The sequence below is a fragment of the Kitasatospora sp. NPDC050463 genome (assembly GCF_040655255.1).
Classification (GTDB): domain Bacteria; phylum Actinomycetota; class Actinomycetes; order Streptomycetales; family Streptomycetaceae; genus Kitasatospora.
This window is the reverse complement of record NZ_JBFAJO010000106.1, coordinates 1-21,845: the sequence shown is the minus strand read 5'-3', so window position 1 is coordinate 21,845 and position 21,845 is coordinate 1. Positions and strand designations below refer to the sequence as shown.

The following is a 21,845-nucleotide window of genomic DNA, read 5'->3' as shown; positions in this document are numbered from 1 at the left end:
GCAGGTGGTGCTCGTCTGGACCTTCGACCAGCCATAGCTCCACGGGGCGCAGCCGCGCGCCGCGTCAGGCGGTCGGGCCGCGCACCACCCGGGCGTGTGATCCGCTGATCACACCCGCCCGCGGACCCCGTCCGCATGCGCCCCCACTTCTTGCGGAACCCTCCGGCCGACCGAACCGACGCACTTCCCGATGGAGCTGCAGCCATGACGCAGGCACCCACCACCGATCTCCTCGCCCGGGCCCGGACCTGGCTGGCCGAGGACCCCGACCCGCAGACCCGTGAGGAGCTGGCCGCGCTGCTGGCCGAGGCCGAGGGTCCGGACGCCGAGTCGGACAGCAAGCTCGCCTGGTCGCGGCTGGCCGAGCGCTTCTCCGGCCGCCTCCAGTTCGGTACCGCCGGCCTCCGCGGCGAGCTGGGCGCGGGTCCGATGCGGATGAACCGCGCCGTGGTGATCCGGGCCGCCGCCGGCCTGGTGGCCTACGTGAAGAAGGAGAACCTGGGCGACCTGGTCGTCATCGGCTACGACGCCCGGCACAAGTCGTATGACTTCGCCCGTGACACCGCCGCCGTGGTGGTCGGCGCCGGCCTGCGGGCCGCGCTGCTGCCGCGCGCCCTGCCCACCCCGGTGCTCGCCTTCGCGGTCCGCCACCTGGGCGCGGCCGCCGGCGTCACCGTCACCGCCAGCCACAACCCGCCGCAGGACAACGGCTACAAGGTCTACCTGGGCGACGGCTCGCAGATCGTCCCGCCGGCCGACGCCGGGATCGCGGCCGAGATCGACGCGATCGGCTCGCTCACCGAGGTCCCGCTGGCCGAGGACGGCTGGGACGTCGTCGGCGAGGACGTCATGGACGCCTACCTGGCCCGCGCCGTCTCCATCGTGGACCCGCACAGCCCGCGCGACCTGGACGTCGTCTACACCCCGATGCACGGCGTCGGCCGGGACACCCTGGTCGCCGCCTTCCGGCGGGCCGGCTTCCCCGCGCCCACCGTGGTCGCCGAACAGGCCGAGCCCGACCCGGACTTCCCGACCGTGGCCTTCCCCAACCCGGAGGAGCCGGGGGCGATGGACCTCGCCTTCCGCACCGCCGCCTCGGTCGGCCCGGACATCGTCATCGCCAACGACCCGGACGCCGACCGCTGCGCGGTGGCCGTCCCGGCCAACGGCGCCGCCGACGGCAACGGCACCGGCTGGCGGATGCTGCGCGGCGACGACGTGGGCGCGCTGCTCGGCGCCGCCCTGGTCGCCAAGCGGGCCACCGGCACCTTCGCCACCACCATCGTCTCCTCCACCCTGCTCGGCCGGATCGCCGAGGCGGCCGGCCTGGGTTACGCCGAGACGCTGACCGGCTTCAAGTGGATCGCTCGCGCCGACGGCCTGCGCTACGGCTACGAGGAGGCGCTCGGCTACTGCGTCGACCCGCAGGGCGTGCGCGACAAGGACGGCATCACCGCCGCCCTGCTGGTCGCCGAGCTGGCCGCCACCCTCAAGCGGTCCGGCCGCACCCTCGCCGACCTGCTGGACGACCTGGCGCTGGAGCACGGCCTGCACGCCACCGACCAGCTCTCCGTCCGGGTGGAGGACCTCTCGCTGATCGCCGAGGCGATGCAGCGCCTGCGCGAGCAGCCGCCGACCGTGCTGGCCGGCCTGACGGTCACCCGCGCCGACGACCTGACCGCCGGCTCCGCCGACCTGCCGCCCACCGACGGTCTGCGCTACTACCTGGCCGGCGAGGCCGTCCGCTCGGCCCGGATCGTGGTCCGGCCGTCCGGCACCGAGCCCAAGCTGAAGTGCTACCTGGAGGTCGTCCTCCCGGTCGGCTCCGCCGCCGACCTGGCCACCGCCCGGGCGCGCGCCGCGGAGCTGCTCGGCGCGATCAAGCGCGACCTGGCCGTGGCCGCCGGCATCGACGGCTGACCGGCCCGCACACGACGGACCGGCACACGAACGCCGACGCACGACGAAGGGGCCCCCGGCGGGGGCCCCTTCGTCACATCCCGAACCTGCCGGCCCTCAGGCCGCTCAGGTCACTCAGGCCACGATCGCGGCGATCAGCGCGGCCAGGCCCACCAGGGTCGGCGCGATGATCCACCAGCACCAGCGCACGACCACCGGGCCGGCCGCCTCGGGTCGGCCCGCGTTCCGCTCGGCCATCTCCTGCAGGATCGCGACCACCTGGTCGGACCAGGCCCGGTTCGGGTCGGGCGCTCCCTCGACCACCGACGGCGCTGGCCGGCCGAATGTCGTCCCCAGCCGGGAGGCGTGCTGGTCCCCGCCGCGCTGTTGCATCCGGTTGGCCCGCTTGCGCTGGCGCAGCGACACCGGCACGGCCCACACCTGGTACTTGTGGCCCCCGGCCAGCAGCTCCACCGAGTACCCCGCGCGCAGCGCGTCCACGGCCGCCCACGGCGCCGTGATCGTCCGCAGCGGGTTGCGCACCACCAGCCGCCGCTCGTTCGCCCGCACCGCCGGCCGCAGGGTGTAGGCGATCACCGGGAGGGCGAACACCGGCACCGCGGCCAGCGACACGTACGGGGTCTTCCCCGTGCCGTTCAGCGCCGCGTCCCCGATCAGCCACCCGGCCACGGCCAACAGCAGCACGCCGGAGATCACACCGGGAATGGAGCGGTACACGCGGTCCGCGTACACGGGCTCCCCGTCGGGGCCGGCCGAGCCCGGGTGGGGCTTGCCGTCGGATTCGGTCATGGCGTCGATTCTGCCCCATGCTCCCCCTGATCTACAGGGGCGGCGATCACCGTGGCGGTCCCGGCCGTCCTTCTCCCCGTCCGGGTGAGCGACCCACCATCCGCCCCTGGACCACCGCCGGTCCGGTGTGATCGGCCCGGAAGCGTGCCGAGATCTCGGTCCGGCATCGAAAGGTACGGGGCCTAGCGGTTGACTACGCGCGTAGATATGCTGGTGTGGTGACTATGTCCACTCTTGCAGCCAATGCCCTCGGCGCTGCGGGCAGCGGTCTTCAGGACGTTGCGGCGTCCGAGGCCTCGCTCCGCCGCTTCCTGCACGGCCTGCCCGGCGTCGACCAGGTCGGCCTGGAGGCGCGCGCCGCCACTCTCGGTACCCGCTCGATCAAGACCACGGCGAAGGCGTACGCCATCGACCTGGCCATCTCGATGATCGACCTGACCACGCTCGAAGGCGCGGACACGGCCGGCAAGGTGCGCGCACTGTGCACCAAGGGCCGGACCCCCGATCCGTCCGACCCGACCGCCCCGCGCGTCGCCGCCATCTGTGTCTACCCGGACATGGTCGCCACCGCGAAGGACGCACTGCGGGGCACCGACATCCAGGTCGCCTCCGTCGCCACCGCCTTCCCCGCCGGGCGCGCCGCGCTCCCGGTCAAGCTCGCCGACACCGCCGACGCGGTCGCGGCCGGCGCCGACGAGATCGACATGGTGATCGACCGGGGCGCCTTCCTCTCCGGCCGCTACCTGGACGTCTTCAACGAGATCGTCGCCGTCAAGGAGGCGTGCAAGCGCCCCGACGGCACCGCCGCCCACCTCAAGGTGATCTTCGAGACCGGCGAACTGCAGACGTACGACAACGTGCGCCGCGTCTCGTGGCTGGCGATGCTGGCCGGCGCCGACTTCATCAAGACCTCCACCGGCAAGGTCGCCGTCAACGCGACCCCGCCGGTCACCCTGCTGATGCTGGAGGCCGTCCGCGACTTCAAGGCGCAGACCGGCATCCAGGTCGGCGTGAAGCCCGCCGGTGGCATCAAGACCACCAAGGACGCCATGAAGTACCTGGTGATGGTCAACGAGACCCTCGGCGACGACTGGCTGACCCCGCACTGGTTCCGCTTCGGCGCCTCCAGCCTCCTCAACGACCTGCTGATGCAGCGTCAGAAGCTGACCACCGGACGGTACTCCGGCCCCGACTACGTGACGGTGGACTGATCACCATGGCCAAGAAGAAGAACATCGAGGAGCCCGCGGCCCCCCAGCGCGGCGGCCTCTTCAGCTACGCCCCGGCTCCCGAGTCGCCCGCCGCCGCAGGTGACATCGCCACCTCCTACGGCCACTTCATCGGCGGCGAGTTCGTCGACTCCTCCGGCAACGAGGCGCTGAAGACGGTCAACCCGGCCACCGAGCAGGTGCTCGCCGAGTTCGCCCAGGGCACCGAGGAGGACGTCGACCGCGCGGTCGCCGCCGCCCGCAAGGCCTTCACCGACTGGTCGGCGCTGCCGGGCAGCGAGCGCGCCAAGTACCTGTTCCGGATCGCCCGGATCATCCAGGAGCGCAGTCGCGAGCTGGCCGTGCTGGAGTCGATCGACAACGGCAAGCCGATCCGCGAGACCCGCGACGTCGACCTGCCGCTGGTCGCCGCGCACTTCTTCTACTACGCGGGCTGGGCCGACAAGCTCGACTTCGCCGGCTACGGCCCGAACCCCCGCCCGCTGGGCGTGGCCGGCCAGGTCATCCCGTGGAACTTCCCGCTGCTGATGCTGGCGTGGAAGATCGCCCCGGCGCTGGCCACCGGCAACACCGTGGTGCTGAAGCCGGCCGAGACCACCCCGCTGACCGCGCTGCGCTTCGCCGAGATCTGCCGCCAGGCGGGCCTGCCGAAGGGCGTCGTCAACATCGTCACCGGTGACGGCCGCACCGGCGCCGCGCTCACCGCGCACCCGGACGTCAACAAGGTCGCCTTCACCGGCTCCACCCCGGTCGGCCGGGCGATCGCCAAGCAGATCGCCGGTACCCGCAAGAAGCTCTCGCTGGAGCTCGGCGGCAAGGCCGCGAACATCGTCTTCGACGACGCGCCGATCGACCAGGCGGTCGAGGGCATCGTCAACGGCATCTTCTTCAACCAGGGCCACGTCTGCTGCGCGGGCTCGCGCCTGCTGGTCCAGGAGTCGATCCACGACGAGCTGCTGGACGCCCTGAAGCGCCGGATGGGCACCCTGCGGGTCGGCGACCCGCTGGACAAGAACACCGACATCGGCGCCATCAACTCGGCCGCCCAGCTGGCCCGGATCACCGCGCTGACCGACGCCGGCGAGGCCGAGGGCGCCGAGCGCTGGTCGCCCGCGTGCGAGCTGCCGGGCACCGGTTTCTGGTTCAGGCCGACCGTCTTCACCGGCGTCAGCCAGGCCCACCGGATCGCCCAGGAGGAGATCTTCGGCCCGGTCCTGTCGGTGCTGACCTTCCGCACCCCGGCCGAGGCGGTCGAGAAGGCCAACAACACCCCGTTCGGCCTCTCCGCCGGCATCTGGACGGAGAAGGGCTCGCGCATCCTCTGGACTGCCAACCGGCTCAAGGCCGGCGTGGTCTGGGCCAACACCTTCAACAAGTTCGACCCGACCTCGCCGTTCGGCGGCTACAAGGAGTCGGGCTACGGCCGCGAGGGTGGCCGCCACGGTCTGGAGCCCTACCTGAATGTCGAGGCCCGAGATGTCTGATGTCGTGAGCCGTCTTGATGTCCTCAAGACCTACAAGCTGTACGTCGGCGGGAAGTTCCCGCGCTCCGAGAGCGGGCGGGTGTACGAGGTGACGGACTCAAAGGGCGAGTGGCTCGCCAACGCCCCGCTCGGCACCCGCAAGGACGCCCGGGACGCCGTGCAGGCCGCCCGCGCGGCCGTCAAGGGCTGGGCCGGCACCACCGCGTACAACCGCGGCCAGGTGCTGTACCGCGTCGCCGAGATGCTGCAGGGCCGGCGCGAGCAGTTCGCCGCCGAGGTGGCGCTCTCCGAGGGCGTCGGCCCGAAGAAGGCCGCCGCCCTGGTGGACGCCGCCATCGACCGCTGGGTCTGGTACGCGGGCTGGACCGACAAGGTCGCCCAGATCGCGGGCGGGGCCAACCCGGTCGCCGGGCCGTTCTTCAACCTCTCCACCCCCGAGCCGACCGGTGTGGTCGGGATCGTCGCCCCGCAGGCCGGCTACGGGCACTCGCTGCTCGGCCTGGTCTCGGTGGTCGCGCCCGCCATCGCCACCGGCAACACCGTGGTGGTCGCGGCCGCCGCGGACGCCCCGCTGCCGGCCCTGTCGCTGGGCGAGGTGCTGGCCACCTCGGACGTCCCCGGCGGCGTGGTCAACATCATCTCGGGCCGTACCGCCGACATCGCGCCCACCCTGGCCTCGCACCAGGACGTCAACGCGGTGGACCTCACCGGCGCCATCGCCGCCGACGGTCCCGGCGCGGCGGGTGCGCTGGAAGCGGCTGCCGCGGATACCCTGAAGAGGGTGGTCCGTCCGCAGCTGGACCCGTTCGCCCAGGACTGGACCAATGCTCCCGGTACCGACCGGCTACTCTCCTTCCTGGAGACGAAGACGGTCTGGCACCCGATGGGGATCTGACCTCCCCGTCACCCGTGGGCTCACGAGCCCGCAGAGCAACAACTCCACAGACTGGCCGTCCCCAGTGCCCTCACCCCCCCCAGGGCCCGGACGGTCATTGGACGGACCCGCGCCTCTCCCCCCCTGGCGCGGGTCCGTCGACTTTCCCGACGTCTCCGTCCGGCGTCTCCCCCCGGCGTTTCCCCGTGCCGCCGGTCCGTCGACTTCCGTCGCAGCCGGTACCTGCCGCTGCCGCTGCCGCGCCGCGCCTCGCCCTCGCCGCGCCGCAGGCGCAGCAGAAGGTGTGGTCCGACGGGTTTCGGCATCCGGCCCGGATGCGTCAGACTGGTGTCCCGTGAGTGACTCCCCGCTGAATCCCGTGCCGACAGCCCGCGCCCGAGTGATCCTGCTGTCCGGGCCCTCCGGATCGGGGAAGTCCTCTCTGGCGGAGCGCAGCGGCCTGCCGGTGCTCCAGCTCGACGACTTCTACAAGGACGGGGACGACCCCACCCTGCCGCTGCTGCCCGACGGCGCGGTCGACTGGGACTCCCCGCTGGCCTGGCACCGCGAGCAGGCCGTGGCCGCGATCCGCAGCCTGTACGAGACCGGCCGCACCGAGGTCCCGGTGTACTCCATCCCGGCCAACGGCCGGGTCTCCACCCGGGTGCTGGACCTCGCCGGCGCGCCCGCGTTCATCGCCGAGGGCATCTTCGCCGCCGAGATCGCCGGTGACTGCGCCGCCGAGGACCTGCTGGGCGACGCGCTGTGCCTGCGCAACGGCGCGCTCACCACGGCCTGGCGCCGGCTGCGCCGGGACGTCCGGGAGGGCCGCAAGTCGCTGCCCGTCCTGGTGCGCCGCGGCTGGCGCCTGATGCGCGCCGAGCGCTCGATCGTCGGCCGACAGGTCGGACTGGGCGCCCACCCCTGCACCGGCCCGGAGGCGGACCGGCGGATCCGCGCGGCGGCCGGGCGGCAGCTCTCGGCGGTCTGAGGTCCGCGCGGGACCACGAGGGCCCGCCCGGCCCGGACGCGAACGCGAAGAACGGCGGGCCCGGTGCGTCTCCCCCGCACCGGGCCGCCGCCTTCCCGGACGGCCAGCGGGCTCCCCCGGCGGCGCCGCTCCCCCGAGCCGGCGCCACCAGTTCCCTCGACCGTCCTCACCCGTCCCCCGACGGGAGTCCCTGCCCCTCTCGGGGCCCTTCTCAGGCGACCAGCTCGCCGAACGCCCGGGCCGTGTCGCCCGACTTGTTCAGGTGCTCGTCGTCGCGCAGCCGGCGCAGCGCGCGCCAGATGCTGCTCTTGACCGTCCCGACGCTGATGCCGAGCACGTCGGCGATCTCCGGGTCGGTCTTGCCCTCGTAGTAGCGCAGCACCAGCATGGTCCGCTGGTTCTCCGGCAGCTTGGCCAGCGCCTGCCAGAGCACGGCGCGCAGCTCGGTGCCGCCCATCGCGTCGGTGTCGCCGACCGTCTCCGGCAGCTCCTCGGTCGGGTACTCGTTGACCTTGCGGCGCCGCCAGGCGGAGATGTGCAGGTTGGTCATGGTGCGGCGGAGGTAGCCCCCCACCGCGGCCTTGTCGGTGATCCGGCCCCAGGCCCGGTAGGTGCTGAAGAGCGCGCTCTGCAGCAGGTCCTCGGCCTCGTAGCGGTCACCGGTGAGGTGGTACGCCGTGGCGTACAGGGAGGCGCGGCGCTCGCGCACGTACGCGGTGAACTCCTTGGTGTGGTCCTCCGCGACGGCCGAGTGCTCCCCCTGCGCGTCTCCCTGTCCCGCCTCGGCGGTGCGGGCCGCTGCGGGGTTCAGCCGCAGCAGCGTCGCACCTGCGGACTCGCGGCCGGCCGACTCCCCCGAGTCGACCTTCCGCAGCCCGCTTCCCCCGATCCCCCGGGTTCCCCCGTTCCCCCCCAGGGTGTCCTTGCCCTCGACGCGCACGGGGAGGATCCCCCGCAGCGTGAGGGTGCTGGCGGAGTCGACCACGGTCCCCCGGTGGCCGATCCCGTACAGCTCCCCCTGCCTGCCGCCGCCGCTCACCCGGCGGGCGACAGTGTTTCCACCGGCGCTGTGTGCGCACCCCCGCACGATCACGGCACCGGAGGTCTCGTCGGTCCTGACCTCGTACCGGGTCCGGTGGGTGGCCGATGACGAACGCGCGGTGCGGTCAGCCGGGTTGGTCCGGGTCTGCAGCCTGGCGTTCATCGTGCGCCCCCTTGGTCGGTACGAGCGGTTCCTGTTGCCGCCGTTCAGCCGGCCTGTTGGCCCGCTGTACTGCGGCGACATGGAAAATCTTGCCCGCCGGTTGTGATGACGCTGTCCGTCGACTGTCACAGGGCTGTCACAGGGGCGGGCCTTTCGTCCCGCATCGCCTCCCGCCGTGACGGACGCCGGTGGCTCCGGTTCCGGTTCCCGCTCGGACGGTGACAGGTGCCGGGGGGTGATTCGGCGCTCCGGGTGAGCCAGAATGAGGCCCGTGCCTTTCCTCCTACTGATCGAGGACGACGACGCCATCCGTACCGGCCTCGAACTCGCCCTCACCCGCCAGGGCCACAAAGTGGCCACCGCCGCCTCCGGCGAGGACGGTCTGAGGCTCTTCAAGGAGCAGCGGCCGGACCTGATCGTGCTGGACGTCATGCTGCCCGGAATCGACGGCTTCGAGGTCTGCCGCCGGATCCGCCGCACCGACCAGCTGCCGATCATCCTGCTCACCGCCCGGTCCGACGACATCGACGTCGTGGTCGGCCTGGAGTCCGGCGCGGACGACTACGTCGTCAAGCCGGTGCAGCCGCGCGTCCTGGACGCCCGGATCCGGGCCGTGCTGCGGCGCGGCGAGCGGGAGAGCTCGGACTCCTCCGCCTACGGCACGGTGGTGATCGACCGCGCGGCGATGACCGTCACCAAGGACGGCGAGGACCTCCAACTCACCCCGACCGAGCTGCGACTGCTGCTGGAGCTCAGCCGCCGGCCCGGGCAGGCGCTCTCCCGTCAGCAGCTGCTGCGCCTGGTCTGGGAGCACGACTACCTCGGCGACTCCCGACTGGTGGACGCGTGCGTCCAGCGGCTGCGGGCGAAGGTCGAGGACGTGCCCTCGGCGCCGACGCTGATCCGCACGGTGCGCGGGGTCGGCTACCGCCTGGACCCGCCGGCGTGAGCGCCCCCGACCACCGCCCCCCGCTCCTGATATCCCGCCTCTCCTGATCTTCCGCAACGACAGGCTCCCGTGACTGACCTTCAGACGACGACCAGCCGCTTCTCCTCGGGCCCGTGGCGACGGCTGCGCTCCCTGCGGGTGCGGCTGATCGCGGTGTTCGCCGCGGTCGCACTGCTCGCCGCCGTCTCGGCCTCCGGCATCGCGTACTGGCTGAACCGGGACGCGGTGCTCAAGCGCGCCCAGGACACCGCGCTCAACGACTTCCGGGTCTCGCTCACCCGCAACGTCTCCGAGCTGCCCCTGAACGCCACCTGTACCGAGCTGAGCCAGCTGGCCACCAGCGTCGCCAGCTCCGGGCTCACCTACGAGGTGGTGGTCTCCGACCCCGCCCACCCGGACTGCGTCGCCTCCTCGGACCCGGTGAACTACACGCTCGCCGGCGTCCCGGCCAAGCTGCAGGACACCGTCGCCAAGCCGCGCGAGGTCACCGAGAACAACCCGTACGCGTACCACCTGTACTGGCAGCGGCAGAACCTGGACGGCCGCCCGTTCCTGATCGGCGGCACCAGGGTGGTGCCGACCGGGCCGACGGCGTACATGTTCAAGTCGCTGGAGAACGAGCGGGCCGACCTGAACACGCTCGGCTGGTCGCTGGCGATCGCCACCCTGCTGGCGCTGATCGGCTCGGCCCTGCTCGCCCAGGCCGCGTCGGCGACGGTGCTGCGCCCGGTCAAGCGGCTCGGCGAGGCGGCCCGCAGGCTCGGCGAGGGCCATCTGGACACCCGGCTCGAAGTCGAGGGATCGGACGAACTCGCGGACCTCGCGAGGACGTTCAACCGCACCGCGGAGTCGTTGCACGAGCAGGTCGAGGAGCTGAGCGCACGGGAGGCGCAGAGCCGGCGGTTCGTCGCCGACATGTCGCACGAGCTGCGCACCCCGCTGACCGCGATGACCGCCGTGACGGACATCCTGGAGGACGAGGCCGAGTCGCTGGACCCGATGATCGAGCCGGCCGTGCGGCTGGTGGTCAACGAGACGCGCCGGCTCTCCGACCTGGTGGAGAACCTGATGGAGGTGACCCGCTTCGACGCCGGTACGGCCAAGCTGGTCGCCGACGAGGTGGACATCGCCGATCTGATCATGTCCTGCATCGACGGCCGGGCCTGGTACGACGCGGTCGAGCTGGACGCCCCGCGCGGCGTCCGGGCCGTGGTCGACCCGCGCCGGCTGGACGTCGTCTTCGCCAACCTGATCGGCAACGCGCTCAAGCACGGCGGCTCGCCGGTGCGGGTGACGGTCCGGGAGGAGGGCCCCCGGGAGGGCGGCCCGGTGGACGAGCCGGTGGGTGGCCCGCTCGGTGCTCCGTCGGGTGGTCCGCTCGGTGGCCCGCACGGTGGCCCGTCGGGTGGTCCGCTCGCCGGCCCGCTCGGTGACGCGGAGGGCGGGGTGGAGGGCGGCCCGGCGGTCGGCTCGGTCGTCGTCGAGGTCTCGGACAGCGGCCCCGGCATCCCGGAGGACGTGCTGCCGCACGTCTTCGACCGGTTCTACAAGGCGGACAAGGGGCGGGCGCGGTCGGAGGGCAGCGGCCTGGGCCTGTCGATCGCGATGGCCAACGCACAGATCCACGGGGGGACGATCACGGCCGCCAACGGGGAGGTGGGGGCGGTGTTCACGCTGACGCTGCCGAGGACCCAGCCTCCGCCGCAGCCGGCCGCCGACTCCGAGGAGAATGCGCAGTGACCTCCCGTCCGTCCGTTCCGGCGTGGCCGGCCCGTCCCGCTCGATCGTCCCGCCCCGGGCGCTCGGCCCGTCCCGGCCGCTCGGTGCGGGCGTCCCGTCCGGCCCGGGTGTTCGGCGCCGCCGGGCTGCTGGCCCTGGCCGCCCTCGCCGCCGGGTGCGGCATCCGCCCGACCGCCGTCCCGGTGGACGCGGGTGCGCCCGCCAGCCGGACGGCCTGCCCGACCGCGCCGACCATACCGACGGCGCCGGCCACACCGTCGCCGGTCGGCCCGACGGCACCGGCCGCGCATTCCTCGGTGAAGCCGTTCGCGAGCCCGGCACCGTCGGTCACGCGGGCCTCCGGGCCGTCCACCCCGCCGGCGGACAACGTGTTCAGCGCGGTGGCGTCACCGGTCCCGACCGCCTCGCCCACCTGTCGCTGATCGATTCCGCCCGCTTCCGCGCCGACCGGGACCGGTCTGGTGCCGCTTCGGGCCGCTCCGCGCCACTCGGAGCCGTTCCGCACCGCTCTGCGGGCGTGCGGCGGAATGTTCACGCCGGGCGTGGAACCGCCGCGCCACCGGCTCACGTCCTTCCCCGCGTGCAGCGAGATGGCACCAGGGCACGCGAGCAGCGTTCCGTCGTGCGGACCGAGACCGGACCGGCGGCGGCCGTCCACCGTCCCCTACGGATGGCGGGCCTCGTCGGCCTCGTCCTCCACCTGGCCCTGGCCGGCTGGTCGGTGCTGAGACCCTTGCCGGTGGCCTGGGTCTACGACGCCAACCTGACGCCGCTGGCCTCGCTCCGCTCCTCCACCGCCTGGCAGTTGCTCGGCGAACTGCTCCTGCTGGCCCCGCTCGGCGTCCTGCTCCCGCTCGCCGGCGGCCGCCTCCGGGCCCCCTGGCTCCCGTCCTTCCTCCGCACCACGGGTGCCTCCGCGCTGCTGGCCACCGCCCTGGAGTTCCTCTCCTCCTGGACCCCCGGCCATGTCCTGAACGTCGACCACATACTGTTCGCCGTCGTCGGGGTGGTCATCGTCCACCTGGCCCTGGTGCCGGCCTGCCGGTCGCTGCTGCTCCGGCCCCGCCGACCGCGAGCCGACCGGCCGGCGCCCGCCCCGGCCCCTACGCCGACACCCGCCCCCGTCTACGCGGAGCCCTTCTCGTCCCACGGCCGCTGAGGCGGCTCGCTGCTCGCCGGACAGTGGTGGGCATCGGGAGCGGCCACCGCGCACGGGGCGGGGTCGATCAGCTCCGCGACGAACCGCGGTTCCTCCACCGCGCCGGGGGTCAGCGGCCGAGGCGGCGCGCCTGCTGGCGCCGGCGCACGACCAGGATGCCCAGGGTGGCGACGCCCATCGCGATCGCCGTCGCACCGGTGATCGCCATCGGTGCGGAGGAGGAGCCGCCGCCGGTCGACGCCAGCGTCGACGTCGGGACCGGAGCCGGAGCCGCGACGGCCGGGCGGTCCGGCGCCGAGCCGGTGACCTGCACCGAAGCGACCAGCGCGACGGCGGACGGCGAGGTCGCGACCGGCGCCGGAGCCGCCGGCGGGCTCGCCGCCCCGGTGGGGGTCGCGGTGGCCGTCACCGTGACCGTGGGCATGGGCGACGCCGGGCCGGACGACGTACCGGAGCCGCTCGGCGCCACGACGGTGAACTGGAGCGCCCGGCTGGAGGCCCCGACGCCGGCCCCGCCCCCTTCCGGCAGGCTGTACGCCGTGAGCAGCACCGAGTCGCCGCCGAGCGGGGCGTCGCCGGCGAAGGCCAACCGGACGTTGATCGTGCGGGAGGCGCCGTCCCGCAGGTGGATGACGTCGGCCTCCTTGTCGCCCGACCGGAGCGCCAGGGTCAGCTGGCCCGTCGGAAACTCCTGCACCCAAGGGGTGGCGGCCAGCCACTCGCCGGCCGGGGTCTGGAAATCGAGCCGGACCCCGTCGACGGGCAGCGTTCGCGCGCTCTGGAAGGTGACCTCGGGGAGAACGCGGATGTCCTTGCCGCTGTGGTTGGCGACGACCAGCTTGAAGGGCTTCGCCTCGCCGCCCGCGGTGAAGGAGACGGGGACCCCTTCGACACTCGGATCCGCCAGGCCGGGAGCGGGGGCCGGCGACGGGGTGCTCGGCCGGCCGGCCGGGACGATGGTGAACCGCCCGTACTCGCTGAAGGGGTTTGAGAGCCGCTGCTCCGGAGGCAGCGTCGGATCCGACACCTCGGCCCGGAATCCGGCCGTCGCCGTGCCGCCCACGGCATCGGCGGTGACGGCGAGGCGCAGCCGGTAGCTGACCGAGGCCCCGGCGGGCACGCTGATCCTGGTGGCGAAGGTGTCGAGCTCCCACACGGCGCCGACGCGCTGGCCCGGGCTGAGCAGGGCGCTCTTCCACTGGGTACTGCCGGGCGCCTGGAACTCCAGCTTGAGCTGGGTCTCCTTGATGCCGGAGTCGACGTCCGCCAGGGTGAACCCGGTCGTGGCGTCGACCGCGTGGTCGGCGGAGTTCTTCAGGGTCGCGGTGAACTCGACCGGCGCCGCGCCGGCGGTGAAGGTGCCGGGGAGCCCGTCCAGCGTGATCGACACCGGACCGCTCTGCGCCCGGGTGCTTCCGGGCCCCTGCGGGCCCTGGGTGCTGCGGGGAGCCGACGGGGCCGCGAGGGCGGCCGGGGCGGAGGCCAGGGCGGCGCCGGAAACCAGAGTTGCGGTGGCGGCAAGGGCGAGGAAGCCGCGGTGCTGAGTACGCAATGGAACCTCACGGAGGAGAGCGGGCCTGGCCCGGCAGAGAGTGGGTCGCCAGGACTGTGTGGGAACCCGTCGCAGGCCATGACCGTCCCGCCGCTTCGCCCCCAAACTCCAGCAACGGCGGCATCATATCCGAACGCATGGACCATTCATGAAGGAGTTTCGGTCGCCGGGACGAACACTCGGCGCGGGCCGTGGAAAGCGCCCGCGCCGCCTGGTTCCCCGCCTTCTCGGCCGGTTAGCGGGCTCGCCGAACCCTGCCGCCGACCTCGATCAGACCGCCGGACCGGACGGCCGTGACAAGCTGCGAACCGAGCCCCTGGGTGATCGTCAGACCGCGTCCGAGTTCGGCCGTGAGCAGCAGTGCGGCGGCGCCGGTGGCCTCGTCCTCGTCGATCCCGTCACCGCGACCGGGGAACGCGCGCGCCCGCACGGTGCCCGCCTGCTCGTCCTGCCAGGCCCAGGCGTAGATCCACTCCCCCGGCTGCGGGACGTCCAGGGCGTCCACCTCGGCCACGGAACCGTACTGCTTCAACGTGCGCCCCGGCGCCCACCCGGCGCGGGCCTCGATGCGGGTGAACTCGGCGTCGTGACGGGCCCGTACGGTGCCGGCGGCGGTCACCAGCTCGTCCACGCCGAGCAGCCAGGCCGCGCCGACGCAAGGGTGGCCGGCGAACGGCAGGCGAACGCTGGGCGTGTAGATGTCGATCGCGCCGCGCTCGGCGTCGTCGACGAAGACGGTCTCGCTGAAGCCGAGTTCGCGGGCGACGGCCAGCCGGTCCGCCTCGCCGGGGACGGCCGCGCCGTCGCGGACCACGCCGAGCTCGTTGCCGTGCGCGCCGTCGGGGCCGCAAAAGACCCGAAGGACCTCATAGTCAGTCATTCGTCCACCCAACCACGGGCGGGGGGCGGATTCAGCAATGAGTCCGTGACGAAAACGCGGCGGCAAATGTCGGTGGGCTCCAGTACTGTGCGCTCTCGTCCCCATCGGTTTTCCCCTTCTCACCTCCCACAGGAATTGCCTCCGTGAACCTCGACTTCACCGTTGACCCCCTTTTCTCCTGGTACGTCGTGCTGCTGGCGATCAGCGGCATCGCCATGGTCGTCCTCGGCGCGATCAACCTCGGCGGCGGCCTGAGCGCCGGCTGGCGCGTCATCAACGTGATCGCCGGTGTCGCGTTCGCGGGCTACGCGTACTACCTCGCGTTCCTCTTCGAGGGCAGCGAGTACCGCATGTTCTTCCAGGCGTTCATCCTCCCGGTGCTGCTGATCGTCAACGCGGTCAAGGCCCTGGTGGCCCGCAGCAACGCCCCGGCCCCGCAGCCGGCGGCCTACCAGGCGACGTACGACCCGAACGCGCAGTACAACCCCAACGCGCCGTACAACCCGAACGCCGCGCAGAACCCCTACGCGCAGGCCGCGCCGGTGCCGCCGCAGGGCGCCCCGGCGGCCCAGCCCGTTCAGCCCCCGACTCAGCCGCAGCCGCCGCAGCACCCGGCGGGCTGATCCCGGTGGCCGGCGCCGGTCGTCCGGTGGCCGGCCACTCCTGGTGCCATGGCGTGGAACCGCTTCACCCATCCGTCGCCGGACCGGTTCCGGCAAAGCCCCCCCGGAGGCCGGCGATGACACCTGGCGAAGCGGACCCGGCGCCCTCCCCGGACCGCAGCGAGGAACCGCCCGACCTGGGCGACGCTCATGTCGGGCTGCTCGTGGCCCTGGGCGCGGTGGCCATCACCCGATTCGTCGCCGAGCGGCCCGGGTGGTCCCTGGTCATCGCGGCCGTCCCCACCGTCTGGTTCGTGGTCGCGTTGGCCTTCATCACCGCGCTCGGCGGCCGCGGCCGCAACGCCGTCCGCCGCGCCTACGTCGCCACCTTCGGCTGGCTGACGTACTTCTGACGTGTCCGCCGTCGCCCCCACCGGGGCGAACGGGACGGTGAGGCTCCTTCACAGCACGGTCCGCGCGTTCTCGATCCGCGAGGACTTGGACGGATGCCAGCCACACCGGTCGGCGAGTTGCCGCCCGGTGAGGCCCGCCTCCCGCCGGATCTCGCCGAGCCGATCGGCGAGATCCCGCCGGGCCTGCCGGACGCTTGATGAGGCTGGATCGGACATAGCGGCAGCCGTTCAGCGCGGCCGGTACTCCTCGTGGGGGATGGCGCGCTGCCACACGGATTCGAATGCCGCACCGCACAGCTTCGCGAGGGCTTGGTCGGTGACGTACTCGCGACCGTCAACATCCAACTGGCCGTCGCCGGTGAAGTGATGGAAGAGCACGGTCTCGTCGTCGAAAACCCAGAAGTCCGGCCCCGGTAGAGCGAGATCGCGAGTCTGGCGCCTGGGCAGCCATCGCACCAGCTCCCCGGCGGCAATGTTGGCGAACGTCCCGTCGTACTCATAGCGGACGTAGTCGCTGATCGGCTCCGAGATGATGCGCGCTCGCCGAACGACTACTCCCCTGGCCACTGCTGCATTGACCACGTCGTGCCAGGACAGCCACCACGAGTCCCGATCCGCAGGCTCGGGCCGGAGCCCGTCCTGCCAGGCGACGAAAGTGGGGTCGTCGCGCATGTAGCTGTCGCGCATCTCCAGATGCACGGCCGACCTTCGCGCCACGGCCAGCGCCTCACGTGCCGGTGGTTGCACTCTCTTCCCCTTTCGCCGGCCTCGGAATGAACCGAAGCATGTTCACGGGCAGCCGGATCACGGTCTCGTGCGGCGGCACCTCGGTCGAGTGCCCGGGCACCGAACCGACCTCCTGTGCCTCGCGGACCGTCTCGTCATCAGCCTTCCAGGACTGGATGATCAAGTCACCCGTCACCTCGTCCTGCGTGATCTGGTGACGACGGTGGAATGCCGGGTGGCGGAAACTAGTCGTGCCCGATGTCACCCGGCGCGGACCGATCCTGGTTCACCACGCTGACGAGGTCGCCGACCTGCACGTGGTCGAAGAACCAGCGGGCGTCCTCGGTGCTCAGCCCGACCGCCCCGAAGGTGCGGTTCTCGTGGCCGAGGATGCCAGGTCCGTACCAGTTCATGCCGCAGACGAACGTCGAGCGGCCGTCCTCGGCGACCAGCCGCACGCACCAGGGCAGCACCAGGTCGTACTCGCCCCCGCCGGACGGCTGCGGCATCGGCCCGCTGCTACTGCTGCTCACACGCAGCGAGTCCTGCTTGTCCGCCACCTTCATGAGGCCCGTCGGAGTGGGGAAGTCGGCACGGCCCGCGGTCGCCGGCATGGTCCGGAGTGTCGTGGTGCCGGACTGGACCCGGACCGTGTGCGCGGTGAGGTCCACATGGCCGACCACGTCCCTCGACGGCGGCGGGGCGCTCGCGCTCGCACTCCCGCTCGCGCTCGCGCTCGGCGAAGGCACGGGCCCGGCGGTCCCCGGTGCGACGACCCCCTGCTGCCGCCCCGGCAGAACGGCGCCCGAGCCCAGCAAGCCCACCGCGCACACCGCCGCGGCCACCCCCAGAACCGCCGCCCGCCGCCTGCGCCGCCGGCCCGCACCCCGGCGGCGCACGGTGTCGTACGGCAACGGCAGCGCCACCGGCGCCTGCGCATACAGCTCGCTCAGCGCCGAGGAGATCCTGTCATCCTGCTCGGAACGCGCGTGATCCTCCAGCTCAGGCACAGTGGTTCATCCTTTCCGAACGTCGGAGGGCGGCGCTCCCCGCCTCCGGCTCGTCGCGAAGATGCTCCGCGAGCGCGGCGCGCCCCCGGGAGAGGCGGGCCTTGATCGTGCCGACCGCCGCCCCGGTCTCCTCGGCTATCTGATGGAGACTCAGATCACACAGGTGGAAGAGCACGATCGCCTGCCGCTGCGCCGCCGGAAGCGTGCGCAGCGCCGCCACCAGGGTGATGTGCTCCGGACCCGGCCCGGAGACCTCCTGCGGCAGCGCGTGCACGCGCTCTCGCTCCAGCACCCGGCCGCGACGGGCCCGCCGCCACCGGCTGACCGCCAGCCGCCAGGCGACCGTACGGATCCACGCCTCGGGCGGGCCGTCATCGGTCGAGAACCGGGCGCGCCTGCCCCAGCCCCGCACGAAAGCCTCCTGGACCGCATCCTGTGCCTCGCTGAAATCCCCCGTCATGGCGTACAACTGCCGTACCAGTAGGGAGAACGAGGACATGTAGAACGCGCTGTACTCCTCGTCGGTCATCCCGTGTGCCGCTCCGCCTTCTCGATCGGACGCCCCTGCATCCACCACCTCCACGCACGGGACGCGGACGGGGTTGCGCCGGATCCGGCAGCGGAGTCAGCGGGGACGGGAGACCTGTCCACGGACCAGATCAACTGAGACGCCGAGCGGAACAAGGGGGTGGGGCGGCCTGTCGGCCGCCCCACCCCTATGCGTGCGCTGCTCAGATGAAGTGGTCGAACTCGCCGGCCTTCACTCCGAGGATGAAAGCGCGGAGCTTGGCAGCGTCGGTCGTGACGACGACATCGGGGTCGTCCGACTCACGGAGGTGGCGCAGATCGCCAACGCCAGAAGCCAGTTCGAGGCAGTTGTTGGAGCCTTCACCTTCGCTGTACGAGGACTTCTGCCAGGAGAGATGGAACATCGGGTGCCTTTCAGCTCTGGAGCAGATAGAGGAGATGCTGAATGAGCCCCAGCGAACTGCGAGCAGACAGGTCGCGCAGCGACCCGGTCGTATCGACGGCAGGCAACGCAACATCGCTCAGCTGCTGAAGCTTTCGACGGTAGGCCACGATCTCGGCCTGATCTCCAAGATGCTCGGCATGCCTTGGTGCGTCCAGAATAACGGTCGAAAGATCGGCGCAGCCAGGGTCGCAGAGTAGAAACGAGGCCGAGAGAGGTGCATGGTTCGGCGCTGTGAACGGAACAACCTGGATGGTGACGTTGGGAAGCTCTGCCAGGTCGACGAGGTGCAACAGCTGAGCCCGCATGACGCCGTCACCCGCAAATCGCATGCGCAGCGCAGCCTCGTGAATAACGAAACGGAACTCACGCTGTCCGCCATCGGTCAGAATCCGCTGCCGTTCCATCCGGAACTGGACTTGCACCTCTGACTCCCAGGCACCGGGCCGATTCGAGCTCTCATAGATCGCCCGCGCATATCCGGGCAGCTGAAAGACGCCTGGGATGTAGAGGCTGTCGTAGCTGGCCAACGACACCGCCCTGCCCTCGACTTCCGCCAGATCCAGCGCGAGGGCCGGAACCTTCCCCTTGAACTCCGTCCACCAACCCTTGCCGTCACTGGCACCCAGGTCGTGCAGGATGGCCATATAGGTCTCATCCGTGCACCCATACGCGGCCAACAGTGTCGCAAGGCGGGACGGGTCAAGCCCAGTACGAGCGGCCTCGATGTGGCTCAACTGCGGTCCACCCATGCCGATCGTGGCTCCGGCATCCTTCACCGCCAGCCCAGCAGCCTCACGCAGTCTCCTCAGCTCAGCGCCGAACCGCTTCTGTCGCTCGCTGATTTGAGTCCTGAGAGCCAAGGGTCTTCCTTCCGTGTCGGAGCAGTTTCCCGCTTCGAGAGCGCCGGGCGCCACTCACAAGAGTGAGGTTACCCAGCCCGAGGGGCCATTTCGGGCGATCGTGTTGCACGCGTGGAACCTGCAGCCCTACTCTCAGTGTTGCACCGATCACACGACGGAGTGTCAGTAATGCCCTGCTCGGGCGCCGCAGAGCAGCCATGTGCATGTTCGGCCTGGCTCACGGTCACGTCTCCGCCGCGAACTCCCTCTCCTCTTCCGGAGGTTCTTCGTGCGTTCCTGCAACCCTCCCGACTGGTCCGCCGCCCGCCATGAGCTGCGCGAGTCCCTCGCCGCCTCCGGCTGGCCGCCGGACACCATCGCCGACGCCGAACTCGCTCTGCACGAACTCTTCGTCAACGCCTGGCGCCACGCGGGCAGCCAGGCGCCGCTCGTCGTCGTCGTCCTCCTGAACCGCACCCTCCGGGTCTCGGTCGCCGACGACAGCCCCACCCTCCCCGAGCAGCGCACCTCCGCCGACCCCTACGAACTCTCGGGCCGGGGGCTTCACTTGGTCCGCTCGCTCACCCACCGATTCGGTGCCGACCCGCGCAAGAACGGCAAGGTCGTCTGGTTCGAGCTGGACTCCGCCGCGTGAACCCCGACCGCCGGCCGATCCGGCCCACCGACCCCCGCGTCCGCTCCTACTCCGAGGCGCAGATCACCACCCTCCTCGCCGAACTCCACGAGCGCGGAAGCAAGTTCGGCATCATCTGGCCGAGCTCCGGCACCGACCGGACCATCGACGGCCGCGTCCTCGTCCGCTTCGGCACCGCGCCTTCCACCACCCTCCGGAACCTCCTCAACCTGCTCCTCGACGCCGAGCGCGCCGCCGACCAGGCCCCCGGGCGAGGTGACCGGTGGGAGTCCTGATCCCCCTCCTCACCCAGGCGATCCACACCGAGCGCACCACGATCGCCTACCTCGCCGTGGAGAGCGTCCCCGACGCCGCCCTCCAACTCCGCGTCGCCGTCGACCTCGACGTCCACGCCGGCCCGGGCGAGCACCTCGCCATCCCCCTCACCCGCGACCAGGCCGACGAGCTGCTCCACGAACTCGCCGCCCGCCTCGGGCGCCGGGTCATCGGGGTGCGGCGATGAGCCTCGGCAGCTCCGCCGGCTTCCTCGTCGCCACCGCCCTCGTCACGCTCCTCGCCCTCGCGCTGCTCACCGTCGTACTCGGCGTGATCACCGCGCTCAAGGTGAACCGGCGCAGCGACGACGACTCCACCCCCGGCATACCCCGCTGATCGGCCGCTACCGATCACCCCGCCCGGCGGCTGCCGCCGCGGCCCGCTCCCCGCTCCCCCGCACGGGAAGTCGGCCCGCCCGACTTCCCACTCCACCCTCCCCAGGGCATTGCAGACTTGCCTCTCGCCATCCGGGCAAGCGAAAGGCAGGGCCTCCCCTCCGGGAAGCCCTGCCCCACAGCACGCGAACCCGTCGACCCCGTCGAAGAGTTCACCGCCCCGCCGCCCGACGCGGTTGCCCCTACCCGTGATCCGAACTCGGCGCGGCAGCACCGCCCGAGGGCGCTTCGGGCTTGGCGTGGAGGATGTCGCGGGCCTGCTCCGCCGCGCGGGCGATGCTCTCGGAGACGAAGTCGAGGAACCGGGCGACGTTCTCCAGGCGGACGGCGGCGGGGGTCTCGGGGCCGAGGACGCCGACGCCCTGCCGTGCGGTCTCGACGATCTGGGCGGTGGACCGGGCGCTGGCGATCATCGACTGGTACCAGATGTCGTCGTCGACGACGTAGCGCTCGCGGCGGCGTTCGTCGCGCTCCCGGCGGACGAAGCCCTGAGTCTCCAGGAACGCGATCGCCTTGGAGATGGAGGCCGGGCTGACCTGGAGGCGCTGAACGAGTTCGGACGCGGTGAGGCTGCCCGTGTCGGTCAGGGTCAGACAGGCCATCACCCGGGACATCATCGTGGGCATGCCCGACCCCATGAGGACGGTGGTGAACGTCTCCTCGTACGCGCGCACCGCCTCGGCGTCGCGCCCGTGGGCCTGCTCGGGCACCCCCGGCCCCCGGGGGGTGGTCTGCCCGCGTCGGTGGGTGCGGCGTTCGGTGGCGCGGTGGGCCAGGTCCGCGCGGTAGGCGGTGGGGCCGCCGTTGCGCATCACCTCACGCGTGACGGTCGAGGTCGGGCGGTCGAGACGTCTGGCGATCTCCGCGTAGGCGAGGCCGTCGGCCACTCCCAGCGCGATCTGCTGGCGTTCCTGCTGGGTGAGCCTGCCTCCCGGCATCGCGGTCTCCTTCGTGTGTCCGTGGTGCCCCCAGCATAGCGTTCACTCTCAGTCCATTGCAACGAACAAGATGACCATCGTTGCATTTGATTCCAGGCCTTCGCAACGATATTTAGGCTCTGACCTGCACTGATGAAGATTCAGCGCAACGAATCTGTTGCTGAGACATGGAAAGCAACGTAGCTTTTGCGGAGTCAGAAACGACCAG

The 21,845-nt window shown here is 72.0% G+C and carries 27 protein-coding genes and 1 pseudogene; 16 read left to right on the top strand and 12 right to left on the bottom strand.

Features of this window, described 5'->3' with window-relative positions:
* Nucleotides 1-204: 204 nt before the first annotated feature.
* Entirely contained in the window at nucleotides 205-1,920 is a 1,716-nt protein-coding gene (locus AB0J08_RS37635) for a phospho-sugar mutase (RefSeq protein WP_360643342.1), read from the top strand.
* A 114-nt stretch (nucleotides 1,921-2,034) separates the two neighbouring features.
* Here the strand turns inward: AB0J08_RS37635 and AB0J08_RS37630 are convergent, their stop codons facing one another.
* Nucleotides 2,035-2,709 (bottom strand): PH domain-containing protein, encoded by a 675-nt coding sequence (locus AB0J08_RS37630; protein WP_360643338.1) that lies wholly within the window; start codon nucleotides 2,707-2,709, stop codon nucleotides 2,035-2,037.
* Between the two features lie 224 nt (nucleotides 2,710-2,933).
* Between AB0J08_RS37630 and deoC the strand changes: the two genes are divergently transcribed.
* From deoC to AB0J08_RS37610, 4 genes are all read left to right on the top strand, one after another.
* Entirely contained in the window at nucleotides 2,934-3,920 is a 987-nt protein-coding gene (gene deoC / locus AB0J08_RS37625; protein ID WP_360643335.1) for a deoxyribose-phosphate aldolase, read from the top strand.
* Between the two features lie 5 nt (nucleotides 3,921-3,925).
* Nucleotides 3,926-5,422, top strand: coding sequence for an aldehyde dehydrogenase family protein (locus tag AB0J08_RS37620; protein ID WP_360643333.1), 1,497 nt, complete (start codon nucleotides 3,926-3,928; stop codon nucleotides 5,420-5,422).
* Entirely contained in the window at nucleotides 5,415-6,317 is a 903-nt protein-coding gene (locus AB0J08_RS37615; protein ID WP_360643330.1) for an aldehyde dehydrogenase family protein, read from the top strand. The genes AB0J08_RS37620 and AB0J08_RS37615 overlap by 8 nt, the downstream gene beginning before the upstream one ends.
* A 334-nt stretch (nucleotides 6,318-6,651) precedes the next feature.
* The gene (locus tag AB0J08_RS37610) at nucleotides 6,652-7,287 is read left to right on the top strand and encodes an ATP-binding protein (RefSeq protein WP_360643327.1); all 636 of its coding nucleotides are present in this window, start codon (nucleotides 6,652-6,654) and stop codon (nucleotides 7,285-7,287) included.
* A gap of 211 nt (nucleotides 7,288-7,498) precedes the next feature.
* Here the strand turns inward: AB0J08_RS37610 and AB0J08_RS37605 are convergent, their stop codons facing one another.
* Nucleotides 7,499-8,107, bottom strand: a complete 609-nt coding sequence (locus tag AB0J08_RS37605) for a SigE family RNA polymerase sigma factor (protein WP_360643348.1) — start codon at nucleotides 8,105-8,107, stop codon at nucleotides 7,499-7,501.
* A 655-nt stretch (nucleotides 8,108-8,762) separates the two neighbouring features.
* Between AB0J08_RS37605 and AB0J08_RS37600 the strand changes: the two genes are divergently transcribed.
* The 4 genes from AB0J08_RS37600 to AB0J08_RS37585 all read left to right on the top strand — a co-directional run bounded on the left by AB0J08_RS37600 (nucleotide 8,763) and on the right by AB0J08_RS37585 (nucleotide 12,339).
* Complete coding sequence (locus AB0J08_RS37600) at nucleotides 8,763-9,440, top strand: response regulator transcription factor (RefSeq protein ID WP_329487983.1); 678 nt, start codon at nucleotides 8,763-8,765, stop codon at nucleotides 9,438-9,440.
* Nucleotides 9,441-9,509: 69 nt separating this feature from the next.
* Entirely contained in the window at nucleotides 9,510-11,180 is a 1,671-nt protein-coding gene (locus AB0J08_RS37595; protein WP_360643324.1) for a HAMP domain-containing sensor histidine kinase, read from the top strand.
* A gap of 83 nt (nucleotides 11,181-11,263) precedes the next feature.
* Nucleotides 11,264-11,602 (top strand): hypothetical protein, encoded by a 339-nt coding sequence (locus AB0J08_RS37590; protein ID WP_360643321.1) that lies wholly within the window; start codon nucleotides 11,264-11,266, stop codon nucleotides 11,600-11,602.
* Nucleotides 11,603-11,802: 200 nt separating this feature from the next.
* Nucleotides 11,803-12,339: a VanZ family protein gene (locus AB0J08_RS37585; protein ID WP_360643318.1), complete on the top strand. Its 537-nt coding sequence runs from the start codon at nucleotides 11,803-11,805 to the stop codon at nucleotides 12,337-12,339.
* Between the two features lie 109 nt (nucleotides 12,340-12,448).
* Here AB0J08_RS37585 and AB0J08_RS37580 read toward each other — a convergent pair whose 3' ends face one another.
* Entirely contained in the window at nucleotides 12,449-13,891 is a 1,443-nt protein-coding gene (locus tag AB0J08_RS37580; protein WP_360643315.1) for a hypothetical protein, read from the bottom strand.
* Nucleotides 13,892-14,126: 235 nt separating this feature from the next.
* Nucleotides 14,127-14,771 (bottom strand): PhzF family phenazine biosynthesis protein, encoded by a 645-nt coding sequence (locus tag AB0J08_RS37575; RefSeq protein WP_360643312.1) that lies wholly within the window; start codon nucleotides 14,769-14,771, stop codon nucleotides 14,127-14,129.
* A 143-nt stretch (nucleotides 14,772-14,914) separates the two neighbouring features.
* Here AB0J08_RS37575 and AB0J08_RS37570 point away from each other — a divergent pair, with 143 nt between their 5' ends.
* Both AB0J08_RS37570 and AB0J08_RS37565 read left to right on the top strand, forming a co-directional pair.
* Nucleotides 14,915-15,394, top strand: coding sequence for a hypothetical protein (locus tag AB0J08_RS37570; RefSeq protein ID WP_360643309.1), 480 nt, complete (start codon nucleotides 14,915-14,917; stop codon nucleotides 15,392-15,394).
* Nucleotides 15,395-15,510: 116 nt separating this feature from the next.
* Nucleotides 15,511-15,786 carry a hypothetical protein gene (locus tag AB0J08_RS37565; protein WP_360643306.1) on the top strand — a complete coding sequence of 92 codons (276 nt, stop codon included), beginning with the start codon at nucleotides 15,511-15,513 and terminating at the stop codon, nucleotides 15,784-15,786.
* 57 nt (nucleotides 15,787-15,843) lie between these two features.
* Here the strand turns inward: AB0J08_RS37565 and AB0J08_RS37560 are convergent.
* The 4 genes and pseudogenes from AB0J08_RS37560 to AB0J08_RS37545 form a co-directional block, all read right to left on the bottom strand.
* Nucleotides 15,844-16,002 (bottom strand): annotated as a pseudogene (locus tag AB0J08_RS37560) (helix-turn-helix transcriptional regulator); the annotation flags it as partial.
* A gap of 12 nt (nucleotides 16,003-16,014) precedes the next feature.
* Complete coding sequence (locus AB0J08_RS37555) at nucleotides 16,015-16,533, bottom strand: DUF6879 family protein (protein WP_360643303.1); 519 nt, start codon at nucleotides 16,531-16,533, stop codon at nucleotides 16,015-16,017.
* A complete protein-coding gene (locus AB0J08_RS37550) occupies nucleotides 16,514-16,723 on the bottom strand; it encodes a hypothetical protein (protein ID WP_360643345.1) in 210 nt (69 codons plus the stop codon). The genes AB0J08_RS37555 and AB0J08_RS37550 overlap by 20 nt, the downstream gene beginning before the upstream one ends.
* Before the next feature lie 34 nt (nucleotides 16,724-16,757).
* Nucleotides 16,758-17,126, bottom strand: coding sequence for a L,D-transpeptidase (locus AB0J08_RS37545; protein WP_360643300.1), 369 nt, complete (start codon nucleotides 17,124-17,126; stop codon nucleotides 16,758-16,760).
* 46 nt (nucleotides 17,127-17,172) lie between these two features.
* Here AB0J08_RS37545 and AB0J08_RS37540 point away from each other — a divergent pair, with 46 nt between their 5' ends.
* Nucleotides 17,173-17,505 (top strand): hypothetical protein, encoded by a 333-nt coding sequence (locus AB0J08_RS37540; protein WP_360643297.1) that lies wholly within the window; start codon nucleotides 17,173-17,175, stop codon nucleotides 17,503-17,505.
* Nucleotides 17,506-17,514: 9 nt separating this feature from the next.
* Here AB0J08_RS37540 and AB0J08_RS37535 read toward each other — a convergent pair whose 3' ends face one another.
* From AB0J08_RS37535 to AB0J08_RS37525, 3 genes are all read right to left on the bottom strand, one after another.
* The gene (locus AB0J08_RS37535; protein ID WP_360643294.1) at nucleotides 17,515-18,051 is read right to left on the bottom strand and encodes a SigE family RNA polymerase sigma factor; all 537 of its coding nucleotides are present in this window, start codon (nucleotides 18,049-18,051) and stop codon (nucleotides 17,515-17,517) included.
* A 202-nt stretch (nucleotides 18,052-18,253) separates the two neighbouring features.
* Nucleotides 18,254-18,454, bottom strand: coding sequence for a DUF397 domain-containing protein (locus AB0J08_RS37530; RefSeq protein ID WP_360643291.1), 201 nt, complete (start codon nucleotides 18,452-18,454; stop codon nucleotides 18,254-18,256).
* A 10-nt stretch (nucleotides 18,455-18,464) separates the two neighbouring features.
* Nucleotides 18,465-19,355 (bottom strand): helix-turn-helix transcriptional regulator, encoded by an 891-nt coding sequence (locus tag AB0J08_RS37525; protein ID WP_360643288.1) that lies wholly within the window; start codon nucleotides 19,353-19,355, stop codon nucleotides 18,465-18,467.
* A gap of 268 nt (nucleotides 19,356-19,623) precedes the next feature.
* Here AB0J08_RS37525 and AB0J08_RS37520 point away from each other — a divergent pair, with 268 nt between their 5' ends.
* From AB0J08_RS37520 to AB0J08_RS37505, 4 genes are read left to right on the top strand one after another with little or no spacing between them, the layout of a single operon-like run.
* A complete protein-coding gene (locus tag AB0J08_RS37520; protein ID WP_360643285.1) occupies nucleotides 19,624-19,989 on the top strand; it encodes an ATP-binding protein in 366 nt (121 codons plus the stop codon).
* Nucleotides 19,986-20,264, top strand: a complete 279-nt coding sequence (locus tag AB0J08_RS37515) for a hypothetical protein (protein ID WP_360643282.1) — start codon at nucleotides 19,986-19,988, stop codon at nucleotides 20,262-20,264. The genes AB0J08_RS37520 and AB0J08_RS37515 overlap by 4 nt, the downstream gene beginning before the upstream one ends.
* Entirely contained in the window at nucleotides 20,252-20,491 is a 240-nt protein-coding gene (locus AB0J08_RS37510; RefSeq protein WP_360643279.1) for a hypothetical protein, read from the top strand. Before AB0J08_RS37515 ends, AB0J08_RS37510 begins: the two co-directional genes overlap by 13 nt.
* Nucleotides 20,488-20,640, top strand: a complete 153-nt coding sequence (locus tag AB0J08_RS37505; RefSeq protein WP_360643276.1) for a hypothetical protein — start codon at nucleotides 20,488-20,490, stop codon at nucleotides 20,638-20,640. The genes AB0J08_RS37510 and AB0J08_RS37505 overlap by 4 nt, the downstream gene beginning before the upstream one ends.
* A gap of 241 nt (nucleotides 20,641-20,881) precedes the next feature.
* On the opposite strand, the gene AB0J08_RS37500 is transcribed toward AB0J08_RS37505, so the two are convergent.
* Nucleotides 20,882-21,637 carry a helix-turn-helix domain-containing protein gene (locus AB0J08_RS37500; RefSeq protein WP_360643273.1) on the bottom strand — a complete coding sequence of 252 codons (756 nt, stop codon included), beginning with the start codon at nucleotides 21,635-21,637 and terminating at the stop codon, nucleotides 20,882-20,884.
* Nucleotides 21,638-21,845 lie beyond the last annotated feature (208 nt).

Excerpts from the sequence above, each read along its gene's own strand:
- AB0J08_RS37635 (WP_360643342.1), top strand. The coding sequence starts at position 205 with ATGACGCAGGCACCCACCACCGATCTCCTCGCCCGGGCCCGGACCTGG.
- AB0J08_RS37630 (WP_360643338.1), bottom strand. The coding sequence starts at position 2,709 with ATGACCGAATCCGACGGCAAGCCCCACCCGGGCTCGGCCGGCCCCGAC.
- deoC (WP_360643335.1), top strand. The coding sequence starts at position 2,934 with ATGTCCACTCTTGCAGCCAATGCCCTCGGCGCTGCGGGCAGCGGTCTT.
- AB0J08_RS37620 (WP_360643333.1), top strand. The coding sequence starts at position 3,926 with ATGGCCAAGAAGAAGAACATCGAGGAGCCCGCGGCCCCCCAGCGCGGC.
- AB0J08_RS37615 (WP_360643330.1), top strand. The coding sequence starts at position 5,415 with ATGTCTGATGTCGTGAGCCGTCTTGATGTCCTCAAGACCTACAAGCTG.
- AB0J08_RS37575 (WP_360643312.1), bottom strand. The coding sequence starts at position 14,771 with ATGACTGACTATGAGGTCCTTCGGGTCTTTTGCGGCCCCGACGGCGCG.
- AB0J08_RS37565 (WP_360643306.1), top strand. The coding sequence starts at position 15,511 with ATGACACCTGGCGAAGCGGACCCGGCGCCCTCCCCGGACCGCAGCGAG.
- AB0J08_RS37545 (WP_360643300.1), bottom strand. The coding sequence starts at position 17,126 with ATGCCGGCGACCGCGGGCCGTGCCGACTTCCCCACTCCGACGGGCCTC.
- AB0J08_RS37535 (WP_360643294.1), bottom strand. The coding sequence starts at position 18,051 with ATGACCGACGAGGAGTACAGCGCGTTCTACATGTCCTCGTTCTCCCTA.
- AB0J08_RS37530 (WP_360643291.1), bottom strand. The coding sequence starts at position 18,454 with ATGTTCCATCTCTCCTGGCAGAAGTCCTCGTACAGCGAAGGTGAAGGC.
- AB0J08_RS37505 (WP_360643276.1), top strand. The coding sequence starts at position 20,488 with ATGAGCCTCGGCAGCTCCGCCGGCTTCCTCGTCGCCACCGCCCTCGTC.
- AB0J08_RS37500 (WP_360643273.1), bottom strand. The coding sequence starts at position 21,637 with ATGCCGGGAGGCAGGCTCACCCAGCAGGAACGCCAGCAGATCGCGCTG.